16 protein-coding genes are annotated in these 17,214 nt (G+C 56.2%); 1 reads left to right on the top strand and 15 read right to left on the bottom strand.

Annotated features, from left to right (window positions below; genetic code table 11):
* Positions 1–4: 4 nt before the first annotated feature.
* The 11 genes from rseP to ACR0QW_RS00310 form a co-directional block, all read right to left on the bottom strand.
* Entirely contained in the window at positions 5–1,021 is a 1,017-nt protein-coding gene (rseP, locus tag ACR0QW_RS00360; protein ID WP_432641742.1) for an RIP metalloprotease RseP, read from the bottom strand.
* Between the two features lie 12 nt (positions 1,022–1,033).
* The gene (locus ACR0QW_RS00355; RefSeq protein WP_432641741.1) at positions 1,034–2,188 is read right to left on the bottom strand and encodes a 1-deoxy-D-xylulose-5-phosphate reductoisomerase; all 1,155 of its coding nucleotides are present in this window, start codon (positions 2,186–2,188) and stop codon (positions 1,034–1,036) included.
* 9 nt (positions 2,189–2,197) lie between these two features.
* On the bottom strand, positions 2,198–3,028 hold the full coding sequence (locus tag ACR0QW_RS00350; RefSeq protein ID WP_432641740.1) for a phosphatidate cytidylyltransferase: 831 nt from the start codon (positions 3,026–3,028) through the stop codon (positions 2,198–2,200).
* A gap of 12 nt (positions 3,029–3,040) precedes the next feature.
* Positions 3,041–3,832 (bottom strand): isoprenyl transferase, encoded by a 792-nt coding sequence (locus ACR0QW_RS00345; RefSeq protein WP_432641739.1) that lies wholly within the window; start codon positions 3,830–3,832, stop codon positions 3,041–3,043.
* A gap of 66 nt (positions 3,833–3,898) precedes the next feature.
* Complete coding sequence (locus ACR0QW_RS00340) at positions 3,899–4,072, bottom strand: indolepyruvate ferredoxin oxidoreductase subunit alpha (protein WP_432641738.1); 174 nt, start codon at positions 4,070–4,072, stop codon at positions 3,899–3,901.
* Entirely contained in the window at positions 4,056–4,307 is a 252-nt protein-coding gene (locus tag ACR0QW_RS00335; RefSeq protein ID WP_432641737.1) for a hypothetical protein, read from the bottom strand. Before ACR0QW_RS00335 ends, ACR0QW_RS00340 begins: the two co-directional genes overlap by 17 nt.
* Positions 4,304–4,867, bottom strand: coding sequence for a ribosome recycling factor (frr, locus tag ACR0QW_RS00330; protein WP_432641736.1), 564 nt, complete (start codon positions 4,865–4,867; stop codon positions 4,304–4,306). Before frr ends, ACR0QW_RS00335 begins: the two co-directional genes overlap by 4 nt.
* A 3-nt stretch (positions 4,868–4,870) precedes the next feature.
* The gene (gene pyrH, locus ACR0QW_RS00325) at positions 4,871–5,596 is read right to left on the bottom strand and encodes a UMP kinase (RefSeq protein WP_432641735.1); all 726 of its coding nucleotides are present in this window, start codon (positions 5,594–5,596) and stop codon (positions 4,871–4,873) included.
* Positions 5,597–5,800: 204 nt separating this feature from the next.
* Entirely contained in the window at positions 5,801–6,682 is an 882-nt protein-coding gene (tsf, locus tag ACR0QW_RS00320) for a translation elongation factor Ts (RefSeq protein ID WP_432641734.1), read from the bottom strand.
* A 33-nt stretch (positions 6,683–6,715) separates the two neighbouring features.
* On the bottom strand, positions 6,716–7,462 hold the full coding sequence (rpsB, locus tag ACR0QW_RS00315) for a 30S ribosomal protein S2 (RefSeq protein ID WP_432641733.1): 747 nt from the start codon (positions 7,460–7,462) through the stop codon (positions 6,716–6,718).
* A 176-nt stretch (positions 7,463–7,638) separates the two neighbouring features.
* Positions 7,639–8,838 (bottom strand): alanyl-tRNA editing protein, encoded by a 1,200-nt coding sequence (locus tag ACR0QW_RS00310; protein ID WP_432641732.1) that lies wholly within the window; start codon positions 8,836–8,838, stop codon positions 7,639–7,641.
* A 270-nt stretch (positions 8,839–9,108) separates the two neighbouring features.
* Between ACR0QW_RS00310 and ACR0QW_RS00305 the strand changes: the two genes are divergently transcribed.
* Positions 9,109–10,140, top strand: coding sequence for a branched-chain amino acid aminotransferase (locus ACR0QW_RS00305; RefSeq protein WP_432641731.1), 1,032 nt, complete (start codon positions 9,109–9,111; stop codon positions 10,138–10,140).
* 75 nt (positions 10,141–10,215) lie between these two features.
* On the opposite strand, the gene ACR0QW_RS00300 is transcribed toward ACR0QW_RS00305, so the two are convergent.
* Genes ACR0QW_RS00300 through ACR0QW_RS00285 form a run of 4 tightly spaced genes read right to left on the bottom strand, consistent with a single transcriptional unit; the run spans position 10,216 to position 17,196 of the window.
* Positions 10,216–11,289, bottom strand: a complete 1,074-nt coding sequence (locus ACR0QW_RS00300; protein WP_432641730.1) for a glycosyl hydrolase family 18 protein — start codon at positions 11,287–11,289, stop codon at positions 10,216–10,218.
* 4 nt (positions 11,290–11,293) lie between these two features.
* Entirely contained in the window at positions 11,294–13,177 is a 1,884-nt protein-coding gene (locus ACR0QW_RS00295) for a glycoside hydrolase (protein ID WP_432641729.1), read from the bottom strand.
* Positions 13,167–15,056, bottom strand: coding sequence for a glycosyltransferase (locus ACR0QW_RS00290; RefSeq protein ID WP_432641728.1), 1,890 nt, complete (start codon positions 15,054–15,056; stop codon positions 13,167–13,169). The genes ACR0QW_RS00295 and ACR0QW_RS00290 overlap by 11 nt, the downstream gene beginning before the upstream one ends.
* Before the next feature lie 4 nt (positions 15,057–15,060).
* Positions 15,061–17,196 carry a polysaccharide deacetylase family protein gene (locus ACR0QW_RS00285; RefSeq protein WP_432641727.1) on the bottom strand — a complete coding sequence of 712 codons (2,136 nt, stop codon included), beginning with the start codon at positions 17,194–17,196 and terminating at the stop codon, positions 15,061–15,063.
* Positions 17,197–17,214 lie beyond the last annotated feature (18 nt).

The following is a 17,214-nucleotide window of genomic DNA, read 5'->3' as shown; positions in this document are numbered from 1 at the left end:
CCTCCTAATGCAGCAAATCGTGCATGGTGGCAAAGAGGGTCAGCGCAATGATGCAGGCCACTCCCACCAGCTGGATCAGCTCTTTGGCCCGGGGTGCCAGGGCATGGCCCAGCAGGCCTTCCACCACCAGCACCAGGAACTGTCCCCCGTCCAGAGCCGGGATGGGGACCAGGTTCAGGATGGCCAGGTTCAGACTCAGGAACGCCATGAATTCCAGATAGGGAACGGCGCCCTGGGCGGCCACATCCCCCGCCATATGAGCCACGCCGATGGGCCCGGAGATTTCGGCTTTCACCTTGCCTGTGACGATTTTCCGCAGGCCGTCCACCATGGCGGCAGAGATTTTCCACACAGATGTGACTGCCGTCTTCATGCTTTCCCCGATGCTCAGGTCCCGGTGTTCCACCGGCGGTCTCACACCGATCAGAAACCGTCCGCTTTCCCCGTCATACCGGGGTTTCAGTGTCAGTTCCAACTGGCTGTCGCCCCGCTGCACCAGCAGTTTCGCCGGCACCGGTCCATTGGCCTGTACCTGGCTGTTGATGTCCTTCCAATGGGTCAGGGGCGTACCGTTGATGCGCAGGATTGTGTCCCCTTCCTGCAGACCCGCTTCCACAGCGGGATAGCCGGCCATGAGAGACCCTGCCACGGGCTTGTCCACCGGCAGAGTCAGGCCGCTGACAGCGAACACTCCGAAGAAGATCACTACCGGCAGCAGAAAGTTCATGAAGGGCCCGGCCAGGATCACCAGCATCCGGGCCCACAGGGGCCGACCATTGAACCCCCGGGGTGTCACCGGTTCTCCCGGTTCCATACCGGTGATCCGGTTATACCCTCCCAGGGGGCACAGCCGCAGGGAATACATCGTCTCCCCGATTTTCCGTTGGAGCAGTTTGGGGCCAAAACCGATGGAGAATTCCGTTACCAGCATCCCCGTGCCTTTGGCCACCAGGAAATGGCCCAGTTCATGGACCGTAATCAGCACACCGAACAATACGACAGCCGCCAGGATAGTCAGCAAAGTTTCTTCCTCCTACTGTGCCTGCCGCACAAAGGCTTCTGCCCGTTCCCGGGCCTTCCGGTCGGCTTCCACGATTGTCTCATAGGAATCCGCCGGCACCTTCGGTGTGGCCTCCAGCACTTTTTCGATCAGGTCGGCAATCCCCAGGAACGTGAGCTTCCCCTGCAGGAAGGACGCCACCGCCACTTCATTGGCTGCGTTGAACGCGCAGGGCAGGATGCCGCCCGTCTTTCCGGCCTCGATGGCCAGGGGCAGCGCCCGGAATACCTTCGTATCCGGAGCAAAGAATGTCAGGGACCCGCACTGGACCAGGTCCAGTTGGTCAAAAGCCACAGGCCACCGATCCGGATAACTGAGGGCATACTGGATGGGCAGCTTCATATCCGCTACCCCCAGCTGGGCAATGACCGCTCCGTCACTGTATTCCACCAGAGAATGGACGATGCTCTGGGGATGGATGACGGGAACAATCTTTTCATAGGGCGCATCGAACAGCCAGTGGGCTTCGATCACTTCCAGACCCTTGTTGGCTAGGGTGGAAGAATCGATGGTCACTTTGGTGCCCATGGTCCAGGTGGGATGATGCAGGCACTGTTCCACGGTCACCTTTTCCAGTTCTTTCCGGCTCCTACCCCGGAAGGGACCCCCGGAAGCCGTCAGCAGGATTCGTTTCAAATCTTTATGATGGTTCCCCTGGAGGGACTGGAAAATGGCACTGTGCTCACTGTCCACCGGTGTCAGGTGCACACCTTTTTTCCTGATGGCATCCATGACCAGGCTGCCGGCTGCCACCAGGGTTTCCTTGTTGGCCAGGGCGATGTTTTTTCCGGCGTCAATGGCGGCCAGCGTAGGCTTCAGCCCCGCATAACCTACCATGGCTCCCACCACCGTATCCGCATCGCTGCAGGTGGCCGCGGCCATGACCCCTTCCGGTCCGCTGAGGATTTCCGTAGGGCCGTCATACCGCTGCCGCAGCCGCTGCGCAGCCTTCTCGTCCGAAAGAGCCGCCACTACAGGACGGAACCTCCGGATCTGTTCCTCCAGCAGGGTATCGTTTTGATGGGCCGCCAGGGCCACCACCGTCAGGTGCTCCGGGTTGGCCGCTGCCACATCCAGGGTCTGGGTCCCGATGGAACCGGTGGACCCCAAAATCGCGATTTTCTTCATAGGACCTCCTTAAGGCAGCAAAAATAAGGTAATGAAATAGTACGCAAAGGGTACGGAGAAGATCAGGCTGTCGCACCGATCCAGCACACCCCCGTGGCCGGGGAAGAAGTTCCCGGAATCCTTGATAGCGCAGGACCGTTTCAGGATGCTTTCCACCAGATCCCCCAGCGGTGCGAAGATGCCGATGCCGATGCCCAGCAGCAGGATGGGCAGCAGCGGATATCCCAGCCATACATTCCCCAGCAGCCACACCGTGGCTACGCACCCGATGAACCCGCACAGGGCCCCCTCCCGGGTCTTCTTGGGGCTCACTCTGGGCAGCAGCTTCGTTTTGCCGAAAGCACGGCCGCCGAAGTAAGCAAAGGTATCACTGGCCCAGGTGGCAAACATGACCGTCCAGAGCAGGGCTTCTCCCAGGCTCATCCGGCCCCACAGAGGCAAAGTGTGTACCGGGCCCGTCAGTTCTCGCAGCAGGATGAAATGGGCAAAAGGCAGACCCAGGTACACCAGGGCCATACAGGTGAGCCCGGTATTCTCGGGAAAATGCCCCTGGGCATACTCATACAGCCCTTCCAGCATCACCAGCAGGGAAAACAGGGTCACCAGGGGCAGCAGCCATTCGCTGTGCCCCACTCCGGCCGCCATGATCAGCATCAAAGTGCCGATCACTCCGGCTGCCCGGTAGACCTTGATACCATCCTGCATGAGCATATTCCGGAATTCCCGGAAGCCCACCACGCCCAGCAGCAGTACACCCAGGGCAAAGGGCAGGCCGCCCAGTTTGATCAAACACAGTGCAATCGGAATGGCCACAATGGCCGTCCGGATTCGTTGTCCCATAATCTTCGCCTCTTATTTCTGGTTCAAACCGCCGAACCGGCGATCCCGTTTCTCGTAGCTGAGCACTGCCTCTACCAGGAGCTCTTCGGAGAAATCCGGCCAGAAGACCGGCGTGGTCCAGAACTCGGAGTAGGCAATCTGCCACAGCATGAAATTGCTCACCCGCAGATCGCCGCCGGTGCGGATCAAAAGATCCGGTGCCGGCAGTCCCCGGGTGTACAGATGCTCTTCAATGGTCTTTTCATTTATGTCTTCCGGCTGCAGCTGACCTTCTTTTATCAGGGCGCCAATTTCCTTCATAGCGCCTACCAGCTCCCGCTGCCCGCCGTAATTGATTGCAATATTCAAGATGATACCCGTGTTATTGCGGGTCACTTCCAGTGCGTGGTCCATTTTTTCCTTCACGATGTCGGGCAGTCCCTCCCGTGCACCCATGAAGCGAATCCGCACATTGTACTGGTTGAATTCTTCCAGTTCCTTGGTCAGGTATTCAACAAGGAGATCCATGATGAAATGGACTTCCGTAATGGGCCGTTTCCAGTTTTCCGTGGAAAAGGCATACACACTCAGGGTCCTGATGCCCAGTTTATCAGCAAATTTCACGATGCGCCGCAGGGTCCTGGCTCCGGCTGCATGGCCGAAGGTGCGGGGTTTTCCCTGGGCCCGTGCCCACCGCCCATTGCCGTCCATGATGATGGCCACATGCTGAGGCACCAGTTCCGGCCGGATCTTGGAAATATCGATTTCCCGTCCTTCCGGATCTTTGAATTTCGGCAAGGTCAATCCCAATATTTTTTTCAGCATACAAACCTTCCCTTATAAAAAAATTTGCGCAGCCTGCATTTGCGGGCTGCGCAATACGCTACAAGCTTATTCAGCTTTGATAGCGCCAGTCGGGCAAGCGCCGGAGCAAGCATCGCAATCGATGCAGCTAGCTTCGTCAACCTTGTACTTGCCGTTGTCTTCAGAGATTGCACCTACCGGGCAGGTCCCAGCGCAGGAACCGCAGCCGATGCATTCGTCTTGGTTAATTTTGTGTGCCATTGTCAGTACACCTCCCTTCAAATTTGCAACCAACAAGAATTTGTAATGTATGGTCAGACAGGACAGTCTGCCGCAGTACGTAAGCGGAAGCATCCTGCCAGACTTGCGATTGATGATGGAAATAAGGCTCTGCCCGTACCACCTTGACCTGCCAGCCCGTCTTCTCCAGTTTCCGGAGAGCATAGGCCAGCGGTCGGGCCAGTACATCGGGCGCCTTCTGGGAGGTGTCCATCACACCGACATGACTTCCTTTTCCTTTTGGGCTAAGGTGTCATCGATCTTTTTGGTATATTCATCGGTCAGCTTCTGGGATTTGTCCAGAGCGGCCTTGGAATCGTCTTCCGTGATCTCTTTGGCCTTCAGCATCTTCTTGACAGCTTCGTTGAAGTCCCGGCGGATGTTCCGGATTTCAACCCGGCTGGTCTCGCCTTTCTTGTTCACGACCTTCACCAGTTCCTTACGGCGTTCTTCCGTCAAAAGGGGCAGGTTCAGGCGGATCACCTGACCATCGTTATTGGGATTCAGTCCCAGATCGCTGGTCATGATGGCTTTCTCAATCACTTTCAACAGGCTCCGGTCCCAGGGTTGGATCATGATCATCCGGGGTTCCGGTACAGACACGTTGGCTACCTGAGTCACCGGGGTAGGTGCTCCGTAGTAGTCCACCTTCACCTGATCCAGCAGGGAAGGAGTGGCACGGCCGGTACGGATGTTGGTCAGTTCCACACGCAGGGCTTTCAGGGCTTTGTCCATTTTTTCTTGGGTCTTGGTTTGCAGTTCTGCAATCGTTGCCATATTTTAGAATCCTCCTACCAGGGTTCCGATTTCTTCGCCGGCAGCGGCTTTCAAGATATTGCCTTCCTTATCGATGTTAAATACCACGATAGGGATATGGTTATCCATGCACAGGCTGATGGCGGTAGAATCCATGACACCCAGATTTCGTTGAATCACTTCGATATAGTCCAGATGATCGAATTTCACAGCATTGGGATTTTTGGCCGGATCGCTGTCGTAGACCCCATCCACGCCTTTCTTGGCCATCAGGATGGCATCCGCTTCGATTTCAGCGGCCCGCAGGGCAGCCGTGGTATCCGTAGAGAAGTACGGATTGCCGGTACCGGCGGCGAAGATCACCACACGGCCCTTTTCCAGATGCCGCACCGCTCTCCGGCGGATGTACGGTTCGGCAATGGCCCGCATTTCAATGGCGGTCTGTACACGGGTGGGAACACCCCGGGTTTCCAGGGCATCCTGCAGTGCCAGGGAATTGATCACCGTAGCCAGCATCCCCATGTAATCGGCCGTAGCCCGGTCCATGCCCTTGGAGGCACCGGCCAGTCCTCTCCAGATGTTGCCGCCGCCGTTGACGACAGCCACGCCCAGCCCGCTTTCGTGGACAGCCTGGATCTGCGCCGCAATATGGTCTACCGTTTTGGGATCGATGCCGTAGCCTTTTTCTCCGGCCAGGGCTTCCCCGCTGAGTTTCAGAATGACACGTTTGAACTTTCTTTTACCCGACACTGACAGTACCTCCTACCGAGTTCCGTCGCTCTTGCATCCGGATTGTTTCTCCATCTGTAGAGATTTTTCGAACCCTCACTCGAAATATCCACAAGTCCGTTCCATCTCATTATAGGTGAAATTACCATTTCCTGCAAGACCGAAATCTTAAAGGTTTATAAAACAAGGGGCTGCCGCCCAAGCGAAAGCCCCTTGTCAGGATTGTTATTTAACGAAGCTGGCTACTTCAGCAGCAAAGTCTTCTTTTTTCTTTTCGATGCCTTCGCCCAGCTGATACCGGACGTATCTTTTGGCCTTGGCATTGTGTTCCTTCAGCAGAGCACCCACGGATTTGTCCGGGTCTTTGATGAATTCCTGATCTACCAGGCAGATTTCCTTGTAGAACTTCTGGATCCGGCCCTGGACCATCTTTTCGATGATCTTTTCCGGTTTGCCTTCGTTCTTGGCCTGTTCGGACAGGACTTCTTTTTCGTGATCCAGTTCAGCAGTGGGAACCAGGGTCCGATCCAGGTAGGACGGGTTGGCAGCTGCGATGTGCATAGCCACATCCTTGGCGACTTCAGCGTCGCCGCCTTCCAGATCAACCAGGACACCGATCTTGCCGGCGCCATGGATGTAATGACCCAGGGTATCATTGCCATATTCGTAAACGGTGAAACGACGGATGTCGATCTTTTCGCCGATCTTGGCAATGGCTTCGGTGATGACTTCGCTGACTTTCTTGTCAGTTCCCAGGAAGGTCTGATCTTTCAGAGCATCCACATCAGCCGGTTTGTTGGCAGCGATGTGTTTGGCAATGGACAGGACCAGGTTCCGGTATTCATCGGTGTTGGCTACGAAGTCGGTTTCGCAGTTCACTTCGACCAGGACGGCTACTTTATTGGCTTCGTCCACATAAGCTTCTACCAGGCCTTCAGCAGCCACACGGCTGGCCTTCTTGGCAGCTTTGGACAGGCCTTTTTCCCGCAGGAAATCGATAGCCGCATCCATATCGCCATTGGTGGCGGTCAGGGCTTTTTTGCAGTCCATCATGCCTGCGCCGGTACGTTCACGCAGGTCTTTTACCATACTAGCAGTAATTGCCATCAGTATTCCTCCTGTACTTTACGGATAGAAATCTTATTCAGCGTCTTTATCTTCAGCAGCAGCCTTTTCTTCAGCGGCAGCAGCTTCTTCGTCCACAGCGCTGGCTTTGCCTTCCAGGACAGCATCAGCCATTTTGCTGGTCAGCAGACGAACGGCACGGATGGCGTCGTCGTTGGCAGGCATCAGGTAATCCACTTCATCCGGATCGCAGTTGGTATCAACGGTAGCTACGATGGGGATATGCAGTTTCCGGGCTTCCAGGATGGCATTGTGTTCCTTCCGGGGATCGATTACGAACAGAGCGCTCGGCAGCTTCTTCATGTTCTTGATACCGCCCAGGTATTTTTCCAGTTTGGCCATTTCATGGCGCAGGACGATGACTTCCTTCTTCGGCAGAACGTCGAAGGTGCCTTCTTCTTCCATTTTTTCCAGATCATGCAGCCGTTTGATACGGGTCTGGATGGTCTTGAAGTTGGTCAGCATACCGCCCAGCCATCTTTCGTTCACATAGAACATGCCGCAGCGTTCAGCTTCTTCTTTAATAGCAGCCTGAGCCTGTTTCTTGGTGCCGACGAACAGTACGGTACCGCCCTGAGCAGCCAGTTCACGCAGGAAGCTGTAGCATTCTTCCACTTTCTTCACGGTCTGTTGCAGATCGATGATATAGATGCCGTTCCGTTCGGTGAAGATGTACGGAGCCATCTTGGGGTTCCAGCGACGGGTCTGATGACCGAAGTGTACGCCTGCTTCCAACAGTTGTTTCATAGATACGATTGCCATTGTAATTCCTCCTGTTTTACCTCCGCAGAGCATTTTTCGCTTGGCCTCTCGGCAAAAGAGGACAGCCGCGTCCTGACTCTGCGTGTGTGTTATAGGGTGCTGTGCAATCACAGCGACTTAGATTATAGCATATTTGTTACAATTGTTGCAAGAGCCTTATTGGGCTGCGCTATGCGTCATGCCCCCGCAAGGATCCTGCTTTCCAGCTCCTTGATTTTTTCCTGCCAGTCGTCCCCGGCAGTACCGCCTCCCTGGGCGCTCTGCAGTCTTCCGCCGCCCCTGCCGCTGAACATCGCATTGGCCAGCTGGCAGCATGCCTTGCAGTCGCCGGTGGCGCCGTCGCTCAGGGCAAACTGGTACATGAGCCGCTCCCCGTCCCTGGTGAACACGGCAGCCAGTACCTTCGGTTCCGCAGAGGCCAGCTTCATGGCACTTTTCCCTTCCTGAGCCGTGCCTTCCATGGTCAATACCAGCAGACGGGTACCGTCCGCCATCTTCGGGGCCTTTTCCAGCAGTTCCGGCAGCTGGAAGCGGATCAGTTCCTGTGTCTTTTCCCGTACCTTGCCCCGCAGGTCCAGGATCTCCTGGTGCAGCTTCTCCACGGCAGGCAGTACTTCGTCCGCCTTCACTGACAGGAAGTTGCTGGTATCCTCCAGGATCCGGTTCCGCTTGTGCATCTCTTTGCGTGCCCGGGCCCCGCACAAGAATTCCACCCGGCTGCCGCCCTTGTGGTGTACGAAACGGATGATCTGGATGGACCCCACCATGCCCGTATAAGGCGGGTGAGTGCCGCAGCAGGTGCAGATATCCCCGTTTTTGATGTCCACCAGCCGCACGGTACCCCGCAGTTTTTCATTTTTCTTCCGCAGCGGGTATTTGCCCAGTTCCGTGGAATCCACATAGTGCAGGGTAATGGGTTCGTTGGCCCAAAGACATTCATTGGCCATCTGTTCCGCCTTTTCGGCAGCCGCTTCATCGATTTCCTTGTCCAGGTCGATGAACACGCTGTCTTCATTCATATGGAAGCCCACGTTGTTGGCCCCGCAGGTCTTCCAGAAGGCGTAGGACAGGATGTGTTCCCCGCAGTGCTGCTGCATCCGGTCCAGCCGCACGGCCCAGTCCAGTTTCACCTGGACTCTTTTTCCCACTTCCACCGGCGTCTTCGTCCAGTGATGTACATCTGTCCCTGCCTCGGAGGCATAGAACACCGGCACGGCATCCAGCCAGCCCTGATCGGACAGCTGTCCGCCCCCCTCCGGGAAGATCACCGTCTGGTCCAATGTCACTTCATAATGATCATCCTTCTGTTCGCAGGACAGCACCTGGGCTTCACAGGTCTGCAGCAGAGAATCATTTTCATACAATTTTCTGGTCATGGGAACCACCTCGCGCTTCAGTCCGGTCTCCTCTCTGTTTCCTATTAATAGGAAGTCAGATCGGTGACTGTTTTTTTATCCTTATTATAATTCTCCCGGCGGTTCTCTGCAATCCTCGTAGACAATGAGAAGTATGATAGTACAGAGAAAGTGCATAAAAACTCTTTTTCCAGATTCTGTTGACAAAGCCGTTGCAAAAGACTAATATGTGTGGTATACAAAATTCAATTTTGTAACATTATAGTTCCATAAAAGAAATGAGGGGTTTTTATGTCAAAAGTGAATTTAGACTGGGAAAGCCTGGGTTTTGCTTATCAGCCCATCTCCCAACGGTATGTAGCCAATTTTAAAGACGGCAAATGGGGCAAAGGCGGCCTGACCGACAATGCCAACGTGGTACTGAATGAATGTTCCGGTATCCTGCAATACTGTCAGCAGGTCTTCGAAGGCCTGAAAGCTTACAAGACCAAAGATGGCCGTACGGTCACCTTCCGTCCGGACCAGAACGCAAAACGGATGGTAGACTCCGCCAAACGGATCGAAATGCCGCCGGTTCCTGAAGAAATGTTCATGGAAGCCGTCGACGAAGTAGTCCGTGCCAACAAGGATTGGATTCCTCCTTTCGAAAGCGGCGGTGCCCTGTATCTGCGTCCGTATCTGTTCGCTACCGGCCCGGTCATCGGCGTAAAACCCTCTGATGAATATCAATTCCGTCTGTTCGGTACTCCCGTAGGCAACTACTTCAAGAACGGCGTAAAACCCATCACCGTCTGCGTGGCTGACTTCGACCGTGCGGCACCCCGGGGCACCGGCAACATCAAAGCCGGTCTGAACTATGCTATGAGCCTGTATCCGTACATCCTGGCTCACCAGAACGGTTTCGATGAAAACATGTATCTGGATCCGGCAAGCCGGACCTACGTGGAAGAAACCGGCGGCGCCAATATCCTGTTCGTCACCAAGGATGGTACCCTGGTCACTCCGAAATCCAACTCCATCCTGCCCTCCATCACCCGCCGCTCCCTGATCACCATCGCCGAGGATATGCTGGGGATGAAAGTGGAACATCGTCCGGTGAAGTTCTCCGAAGTAGGCGACTTTGCAGAAGCTGGTCTGTGCGGTACTGCTGCCGTCATCTGCCCTGTGGGCAAGATCGTGGACAGAGCCAACAACAAGGAAATCTGCCTGCCCAGCGGTATGGACGAAATGGGCCCTGTGCTGACCAAACTGTACAAGACCCTGCGCGGCATCCAGATGTGCGAAATCGAAGGACCGAAAGGCTGGATCCACGAAGTAAAATAATTGCTGCAACGCGAAAGAGCTGCCATCGAAACGGCAGCTCTTTTTTTGTCTCCAGGTTCAAGGCCCGGACTTTTTTTACTTTCGATCCATCCCGGGATAATATTCCCTGATCTTTTCATTCCCTCCCAGCCGCCACAGGCTGATGCCATCGGCCTGCTGCTGGAGGGCACTGTATTTCCATGCCCGCAGGGTCTGGGCATCGGCATACCATCCTTCCACCTGGCGGCCCTGTTTGTCCTTGCCCCTGAACACCATGGCCTGGCTCTTTTCATCTCTTTGGGGTTCGGCCTTCAGCTGTTTCCCCAGGGCTGCAGCCTCTTTTTCCGTAACGAACCGGGTTTTCTCCCCCTCCGTCCAGATACAGCCGCCGGTAGCGAAGGCAATGCTGTGAGGCCGGGGCAGATTCCGCACCTTCCCCATGACCTTGTCCACAAAGGCCAGATCCGCCTTGGGACCGGGTTGGGTGGTATGGAGACCGTACAGGTTGTAGGCCATGATCACGTACTCCGGCCCTTCCGGGAACACCAGGGTATTGGCAGGCACCTCCGGCTCCAGGATCACCCGCAGGGGCACCTTCCGTGCTTCTGCCTCCTGATTCAGTTCCTGAATGAATTTTACATACCGGTAGGCCACCACCGGATTCCGCCACACCCGTTCATAGTCGATTTCCAGCCCGTCGTAGCCGTAGTCTTTCACGGCTGCAAACAGTTTGTCCATATGGGCCTTCCGGGCCGGCGCATCCGCCAGCAACGTCATGAGCAGATCCGTATCCTTCAGCTTTGCCGTCCCTTTGGCCCTGTCCGTATACACATCGTTCACCACGGAAAGATATTTCTTCACCTGCACTTTATATCGGGGAAAAACTTCCTCCCGGAACTGCCGGACCGGCCCCAGTACGATCACATTCCCCTCACTGTCCAGGGCCCCGCCGAAATAGCTCAGGCTATTCAGCTGGCTGCTGATCTCCTTCGCCTCGCTGCTGCCCTCTTTCTCGTCCCAGGACGCCACCCAGGCATTATTATTGAAAGCAGGCTGGGGCCTTTGCCTGGCCGATGTCACCCGGGGCGGCAGCAGCGAGAGCACTACCCCCGCTGCTGCCAGAGCGCAGCCCAGGAATACCCCGGAACCGATTTTCATCCATTTTTTCATAGTCTTACCTCATCCTGTATTTCACAAAGCTCAGTACTTTATCCAGTACCCGATAGCCGTTCTTTCTGACCTGGTACTTCACATTCTTCCAGCCGGTATAGTGCAGGTCGTAAAGTACCGGCGCCTTGTCACCTTTTTCCGGCTTCCACTGCTGTACCTTCAGCCCATCGAACACCCCGTCGTACACATCGTCCGCCAGGTTGGTCTGGCTGTAGCCGTACCCGGGCCAGCGGCTTTCCAGATAAAGCCGTCCGGGCCCCGTCACGGACACATTGAGATTGGCCGCAGCCGCCCTTCCATCCACGCTGACCGTCAGCAGGTTGCCGTGGAGTTCGATTTCCAGCTTCCGGTTCCCCCGCTTGTGGTAGCTCAGGGTGGGATGGTATTCCGGCGACCCTTCCTCCACAGTCCTGGCCTTCTGCTGCTGCACTTTCTGCAGCTGCTCCAGCTGATTCTGGGCCACAGTGGTATTGGGCGCATAGCGCAGCATCACTTCCCGTTCCTGTTCCGCCACAGCCTTCTGATCCTGTTCCACAGAATCATAGGACTGCCCGTCGAAGAGCTGCAGATCCAGATCCTGCAGGGTCTTTTCGGCAGATCCGTACTTCTCACCAATGACCAGATGGTTGTTCACCAGGCCTACTGTCACATAGCGGTTCAGACCTTCTCCGGCCCGCAGATAGATCTTCTGGGTGCCGAACTGGTTCCCCTTCAGGGCCACGGTCAGCCGCACATCCTGCAGATTGTCCCTGTCCCTCAGTTCCATAAGACCGCTCTGTTTGCTGTCCGTGGTCAGGTAGATAGCCTGGTCCTTGAACTCGGCCGCCCCTTTCTGTACGTTCCACTGGGCGTACTGCTCCGGGTCCCCGTCCACGAACCGGATGTCCGGATACCCATCGTCCTTAATGCGCATAAGCAGGTGGTTCACCGGCCAGTAGGCCCGGGGCTCCATACGAGTCAGGTCATAGATACTGCTCTTCCGGTTGTTCACGCTGTACCCTTCCCGGTTGAAGTTCATGGCGAACAGCTGCCGGATCCACTTTTCGTTCACAGCGCTCACGTCCGGATGGTTGCCGAACCGGCCGGTGTTGGCGTGCATCAGGGTATAGACAGCGGGCACATAACCCAGTTTTTCAGTGTACGTATCCCGCAGCATGGTATAGTCATCGGTGATCCGGTCCTTCATGGCCTGATAACTTTCCACAGGGAAGTCCTTGTCATCCCGGATGTAGTCCATCAGGTAGTGATTGTATTTCCGCCCCAATACGGAGGCCATGTGGGAATAGATCACCGGGTTCATGTTCCCCTGGTAATGATCCCACCGGTCGAACACGTTGATGAAATACAGCCGGTACCCGTTGCTGCCCAGCTCCCAGTAGCCGTACTTCGTCAGGTCCAGCAGCTCTTTGGGGCGCAGGAACTTGTTGTCGTCTCCTTTCAGGTTGTCCGCATAGGTGGACACGGTGCCGTGGTAATTGTGCTTTTCCAGCAGTTTTTCCGCAAACACCACTGTATCCCGGCGGCCGTCCTCGAAATTCAGGAACAGGGCATGGGCCGGCAGGTTCTGGCCGTTCTTGTAGTAGTTCTCGATATCCTTGCCGGTGATGGTCACAAAGCCGTTCTGCTGGAGGGCAGTCAGATGCTCATCCAGCAGGTCGGAACCGATCAGGTCGGAACTGCCCGTCCGGTCCACGCCAAAATAGCTCAGCGCCACGAAGCCCCGGTCCTGGCCGGACACCTGGTCTGCCGCATAGGGTTTATACGTGGAGAACACAAACAGGGCGTCGATGCAGACACCCACCAGTGCCACCAGGATGATGCCCTGGAGGATGGCCCGTTTCCTCTTGTGCCGGTCTTTTTGGCGGGTATACTCCTCATCAGCCAGCATGGTGGTCTCCTCCTCCCTGTTTCCGTGCTTCTTTCTCGGCCTTCTTCTTTGCTTTCCGCTCTGCTTCCGCCACATCCGCCGGAGTCATTCGGGTACCCCAGGTGGATTTCCAGAACGTGAACCAGGCCACAGGCATCTGCCACAGCAGCACCAGTTCATAATACAGACAGAACCACAGGCCGTACAGCCACGTGCTGCTCCGCCGCAGCAGCAACTGGCAGGCGCTCATGAGCCCGGCCATAAGGAACATGCCGAAGATGAAGGTGAAGGGGAAGATCCGGTGGATCAGGGGAATGTAGATCAGGTTGTACAACACGCACAGCGGCGCCACAATGGGCACCAGCACCCCCATGTAGAACGAAACTGAAGCAAAAGGTTCCTTCTTCCACATGAACGTGGAGGCAATGAGGCTTTCCCGCAGCCAGCTCCGTTTCCAGCGCATCTGCTGCTTCAGGAACACATCATAGTCGTTGGGTACGATGGTGTAGCAGATGGCCGTGTCCTGATAATCCGTATGATGCTGGCGCAGGATCAGGTTGGTCATGGCCCGGTCGTCCCCGAAGGTCGCCTTGTGGCCCAGAAAGCGCTGGTTGATCCAGGCATCGGTATACTTCAGCACCAGATCCTTCCGGTAGCAGGACAGAGGCCCCGACAGGCAGGTCACCGCATCGAACAGACCCTCGGCGGCCTTCATCACCCGGAAGGCGATGTAGTACCGCACGGACTGCATCTTGGTCAGGGAGTTGGTATACGTATTGGCCACATCCGTCCGTCCCGACACCCCGCCGCAGTGGGCATCCTTGAAAGGCTGCACCAGGTTCAGCACGGCGTAGGGATCCAGGAAGCTGTCGCTGTCCACGAATACCACCAGCTCATGTTTCGCTTTTTTCGCACCCCAGGCCAGTGCATCCCGCTTGCCCTTGTTCACCGGCTGTACCAGGCAGCTGACCCGCTCTGCCGTTTCCGGCCCTTCCTTGATCCTGATTTCTTCAATAGTCTCTTTGATTTTCTCCACCGAATGATCCGTGGAACAGTCATCCACTACCATCACTTCCAGCTTGTCCGGCGGATAGAACTGGTCCATGGCGCACAGAATGGTCCGCCGGATCCAGGTCTCCTCGTTGAAGCAGGGTACGATGATAGTCACCCCGGGGGTGTAATTGGGATCCACCTTCACCGGACGGTAGAAGGCCCCGAAGATGTACTTGACCAGCAAAAACGTACTGGCAATGATGCTGTACAGGTACAGATACTTATCGAATTTGAAATAGATGATGGATTCCGTCCGCATAAGGACGATGCACAGGAAAATGATGGCCAGCAGGCTGGACACGAAGGGCACATCGAACCGGCTGTTGTGCTGGCTCACGTCCAGCAGATTCTGGTCGAAAGAAAGGCCCACCAGGACTTTATCCGTGTCCTTTCCCTCCGCCTGCTGCCGGGCCAGGTCGGCTTCCAGCTGCTCTGCAGAAGGCCGCACTACGTGAGCGTCCACTTTCACCTTCATTTCCATTCCTTCCGGCATGGTACCCGGGGTGATTTCGAAGGAAAGCTTTGCCTTCCCTGCTTTGATCAGGTTCCGCGCTTCCTCCGGCGTGACCATGAGCCCCATCCCGGTGACAGAAATATCCTGCGCCACTCCCTGGAAGGTCCGTCCCCCGATACTGATACGCACCGGATAATCCACCAGGTACCGCTCGTTGGCCATTTCCCCGCTGGAAAACTTCAGATAGCTGTATTTTTCCAGGATCTCGTCGGGCAAAGCCCGCCTGCTGTGGCCGCTGCGGCGCTTCCCCGGCACATGGGGCAGCAGGCGCCGGTCCGGCCGTTCCCGCATGAGTACATCTTCCAGTACTTCTCCATGGATTTTCTTTGCCATAAACTTACCACCACTTGATCCGATTTTTCTCTTCCCGGAGCTGCTGTTCACTCTTGGCCTGGGAATACCCATCATTCAGGTAATCCGAAAGCAGGCCCACTTTGAACTTGGTAGGATCCCCCTCCGGTTTCTTCTCATTCTCCGTCAGGAGCACATCCAGGGCCATGGGAGTATACCGGGCTCCGCTGGTCATATGCATCACGAACACCGCACCATTGCGGACTTTGCCACGATAGTACAGGCCATCCCGGATCCGCTGGAGTTCAGTCACCAGGTCCGGCGCCGCATAGTCTTCCGTGGAAGTATGGCCGTTCACAATGTACTCGAACCCGTTTTCCAGGATGGCCCGTACGCCCATGGCGCTGATGGCCAGGGTGGGCGGGCGCAGCATCTTAGTGAGCACCGGACGGCCGTTGGCCCAGTGCATGTCGCCCAGAGTACTTTCCAGCCGCCTGTAGGAGGTATCCACATCCCGGAAATATTCTTCGTAGCTTTCCGTGGGCTGTTCCTTTCCGTGGGCATCTTCCGTAGCCATGGGCTTATGCAGATTGGTATGGCTGCCGATATCACAGCCCTGCTGGGCGATGGCCCGGAGCAGGTTGGGATTATAGATTGCATTATGGGTCAGCACGAAGAACGTACCTGGAACGTGATGCTTCCGCAGCACATACAGGACCTTGTTCACCGAATCATCATAGCCCCAGTCATCAAAAGTGAAGAACACCACCGGTTCCTCGGTTTTTACCGTCCCGGTCAGATCCAGTTTCTGGAAATCTTTGGCCGTAAGTCCGATGGACCGGTCTTCCTTCACCGTAGGTTCTCCGATATACCGTTTGGACAGTTCATCGATCAGTTCCTCATGGGAGGCTCCGTGCTCCAGCAGGGGCCGGCGTTTCAGCTGGGGCAGCCAGTCCTTTTCCGGCACCGGATACTGCCACAGATGGGCCTTGTCCGCCAGGATATCCCCTACGCTGGTAATCCGGTAGGCGGAATCGTTGGCCGGATTCACCCCGCTCACATCTCCGAATCCGTTGTAGGCAATGTTGTCGATTTTCTTCCGTTTCAAATACAGCAGCAGCTCCGCTGCCAGGTCGGGCTTCGTATACCAGTCCATGCGGATCTGGATGATGCCGCCCCTGTTGGCCGATTTCACTGCGGGTCCGTAGATTTCGCCCAGGATCTTTTCCGGGCTGGTGTAATCCTTGTGCCGGCTCTGGACGGCATTCACCGAACTGCTGATCAGCCGGCATCCGGCTGCCGCCACCGCTTCCCGGGTCTCCGGCCGGATGGTCCCGGAGAACTGCCGTACCAGACGGGTATCCACCCCATAGGCCTGAAGTTCCTGCCGGGTCCGCAGGATATCCGCCACAATATCCGCCGTATTCTCTGACTTTTTGGGATAGATGCAGATGCCCACTTCCTGTCCGGCATCGATCACAGCCCGCAGCGTCTGGGGATATTTTTTCAGTTCTCCTTCTGTAATGAAAAACGTCCCCCGGCCCCCGATGGCTTTCAGTGCCCGCAGTACCGCATCCACGCTTTCCTTCCGACTGAAGCCGGTAAACGTAAAAGGTACCGCCTGAGCCGTGGTATACAGCTGTTTTTCTTCCCTGGCCAGCTGTCCCCTGTTCTGCTTCAGCAGGGAACTGATGACTGCCCGTCCGTAGCCGGCCGGTGCTTTTCCCTGCAGAGAAGGTACCGCCGCATCTTCGGGTTTTGCTACCACTTTCTGGGGCAGTACCGCCGGTTCCAGGGCTTTCGGCAGCTGTTCCCGTCTGGGCTGTTCCACAGGCGGCTCTGCTGCCACAGGAGCACTTGACACCCCACTGTCCGCCGTTCCATCAAAGAAGGACCCGGTCATGGGATTTTCCGGTTCCTGTACCTCTGCCGCAGGAATCGTCCGTCCGGCTGCAGACGTTCCCCGTCTGTCCAGTTCCCGCCGCTGTTTGGCAATCAGCGCCCGCTGGGCTTCGATCAGCCGCTTCTGGGCCGCGATCAGATTCAGCTCTGCTTCATGGACAGCCTGTTCCTCCGGGGACAGTACCGCCGCTTCACTGGGCAGCATTCCCCAGCCCAGCAGGTTCTGCGCTGCCAGGAAGGAGGTGATCAAAATGATTTTTCTATGATTGAGGAATTTCATTCTACAGCTTCCTTTCCA

Origin of the sequence: Acidaminococcus sp., assembly GCF_050873445.1 — a bacterium.
Taxonomy (GTDB): domain Bacteria; phylum Bacillota; class Negativicutes; order Acidaminococcales; family Acidaminococcaceae; genus Acidaminococcus.
Note: the sequence above shows the minus strand (reverse complement) of the source record. Positions and strands in the feature narration are given on the sequence as shown.

What these genes read in the sequence shown, in the direction of transcription:
- ACR0QW_RS00355 (WP_432641741.1), bottom strand. Translation starts at nt 2,188, where the DNA reads ATGAAGAAAATCGCGATTTTGGGGTCCACCGGTTCCATCGGGACCCAG.
- ACR0QW_RS00350 (WP_432641740.1), bottom strand. Translation starts at nt 3,028, where the DNA reads ATGGGACAACGAATCCGGACGGCCATTGTGGCCATTCCGATTGCACTG.
- ACR0QW_RS00345 (WP_432641739.1), bottom strand. Translation starts at nt 3,832, where the DNA reads ATGCTGAAAAAAATATTGGGATTGACCTTGCCGAAATTCAAAGATCCG.
- ACR0QW_RS00340 (WP_432641738.1), bottom strand. Translation starts at nt 4,072, where the DNA reads ATGGCACACAAAATTAACCAAGACGAATGCATCGGCTGCGGTTCCTGC.
- frr (WP_432641736.1), bottom strand. Translation starts at nt 4,867, where the DNA reads ATGGCAACGATTGCAGAACTGCAAACCAAGACCCAAGAAAAAATGGAC.
- tsf (WP_432641734.1), bottom strand. Translation starts at nt 6,682, where the DNA reads ATGGCAATTACTGCTAGTATGGTAAAAGACCTGCGTGAACGTACCGGC.
- rpsB (WP_432641733.1), bottom strand. Translation starts at nt 7,462, where the DNA reads ATGGCAATCGTATCTATGAAACAACTGTTGGAAGCAGGCGTACACTTC.
- ACR0QW_RS00310 (WP_432641732.1), bottom strand. Translation starts at nt 8,838, where the DNA reads ATGACCAGAAAATTGTATGAAAATGATTCTCTGCTGCAGACCTGTGAA.
- ACR0QW_RS00305 (WP_432641731.1), top strand. Translation starts at nt 9,109, where the DNA reads ATGTCAAAAGTGAATTTAGACTGGGAAAGCCTGGGTTTTGCTTATCAG.
- ACR0QW_RS00300 (WP_432641730.1), bottom strand. Translation starts at nt 11,289, where the DNA reads ATGAAAAAATGGATGAAAATCGGTTCCGGGGTATTCCTGGGCTGCGCT.
- ACR0QW_RS00295 (WP_432641729.1), bottom strand. Translation starts at nt 13,177, where the DNA reads ATGCTGGCTGATGAGGAGTATACCCGCCAAAAAGACCGGCACAAGAGG.
- ACR0QW_RS00290 (WP_432641728.1), bottom strand. Translation starts at nt 15,056, where the DNA reads ATGGCAAAGAAAATCCATGGAGAAGTACTGGAAGATGTACTCATGCGG.
- ACR0QW_RS00285 (WP_432641727.1), bottom strand. Translation starts at nt 17,196, where the DNA reads ATGAAATTCCTCAATCATAGAAAAATCATTTTGATCACCTCCTTCCTG.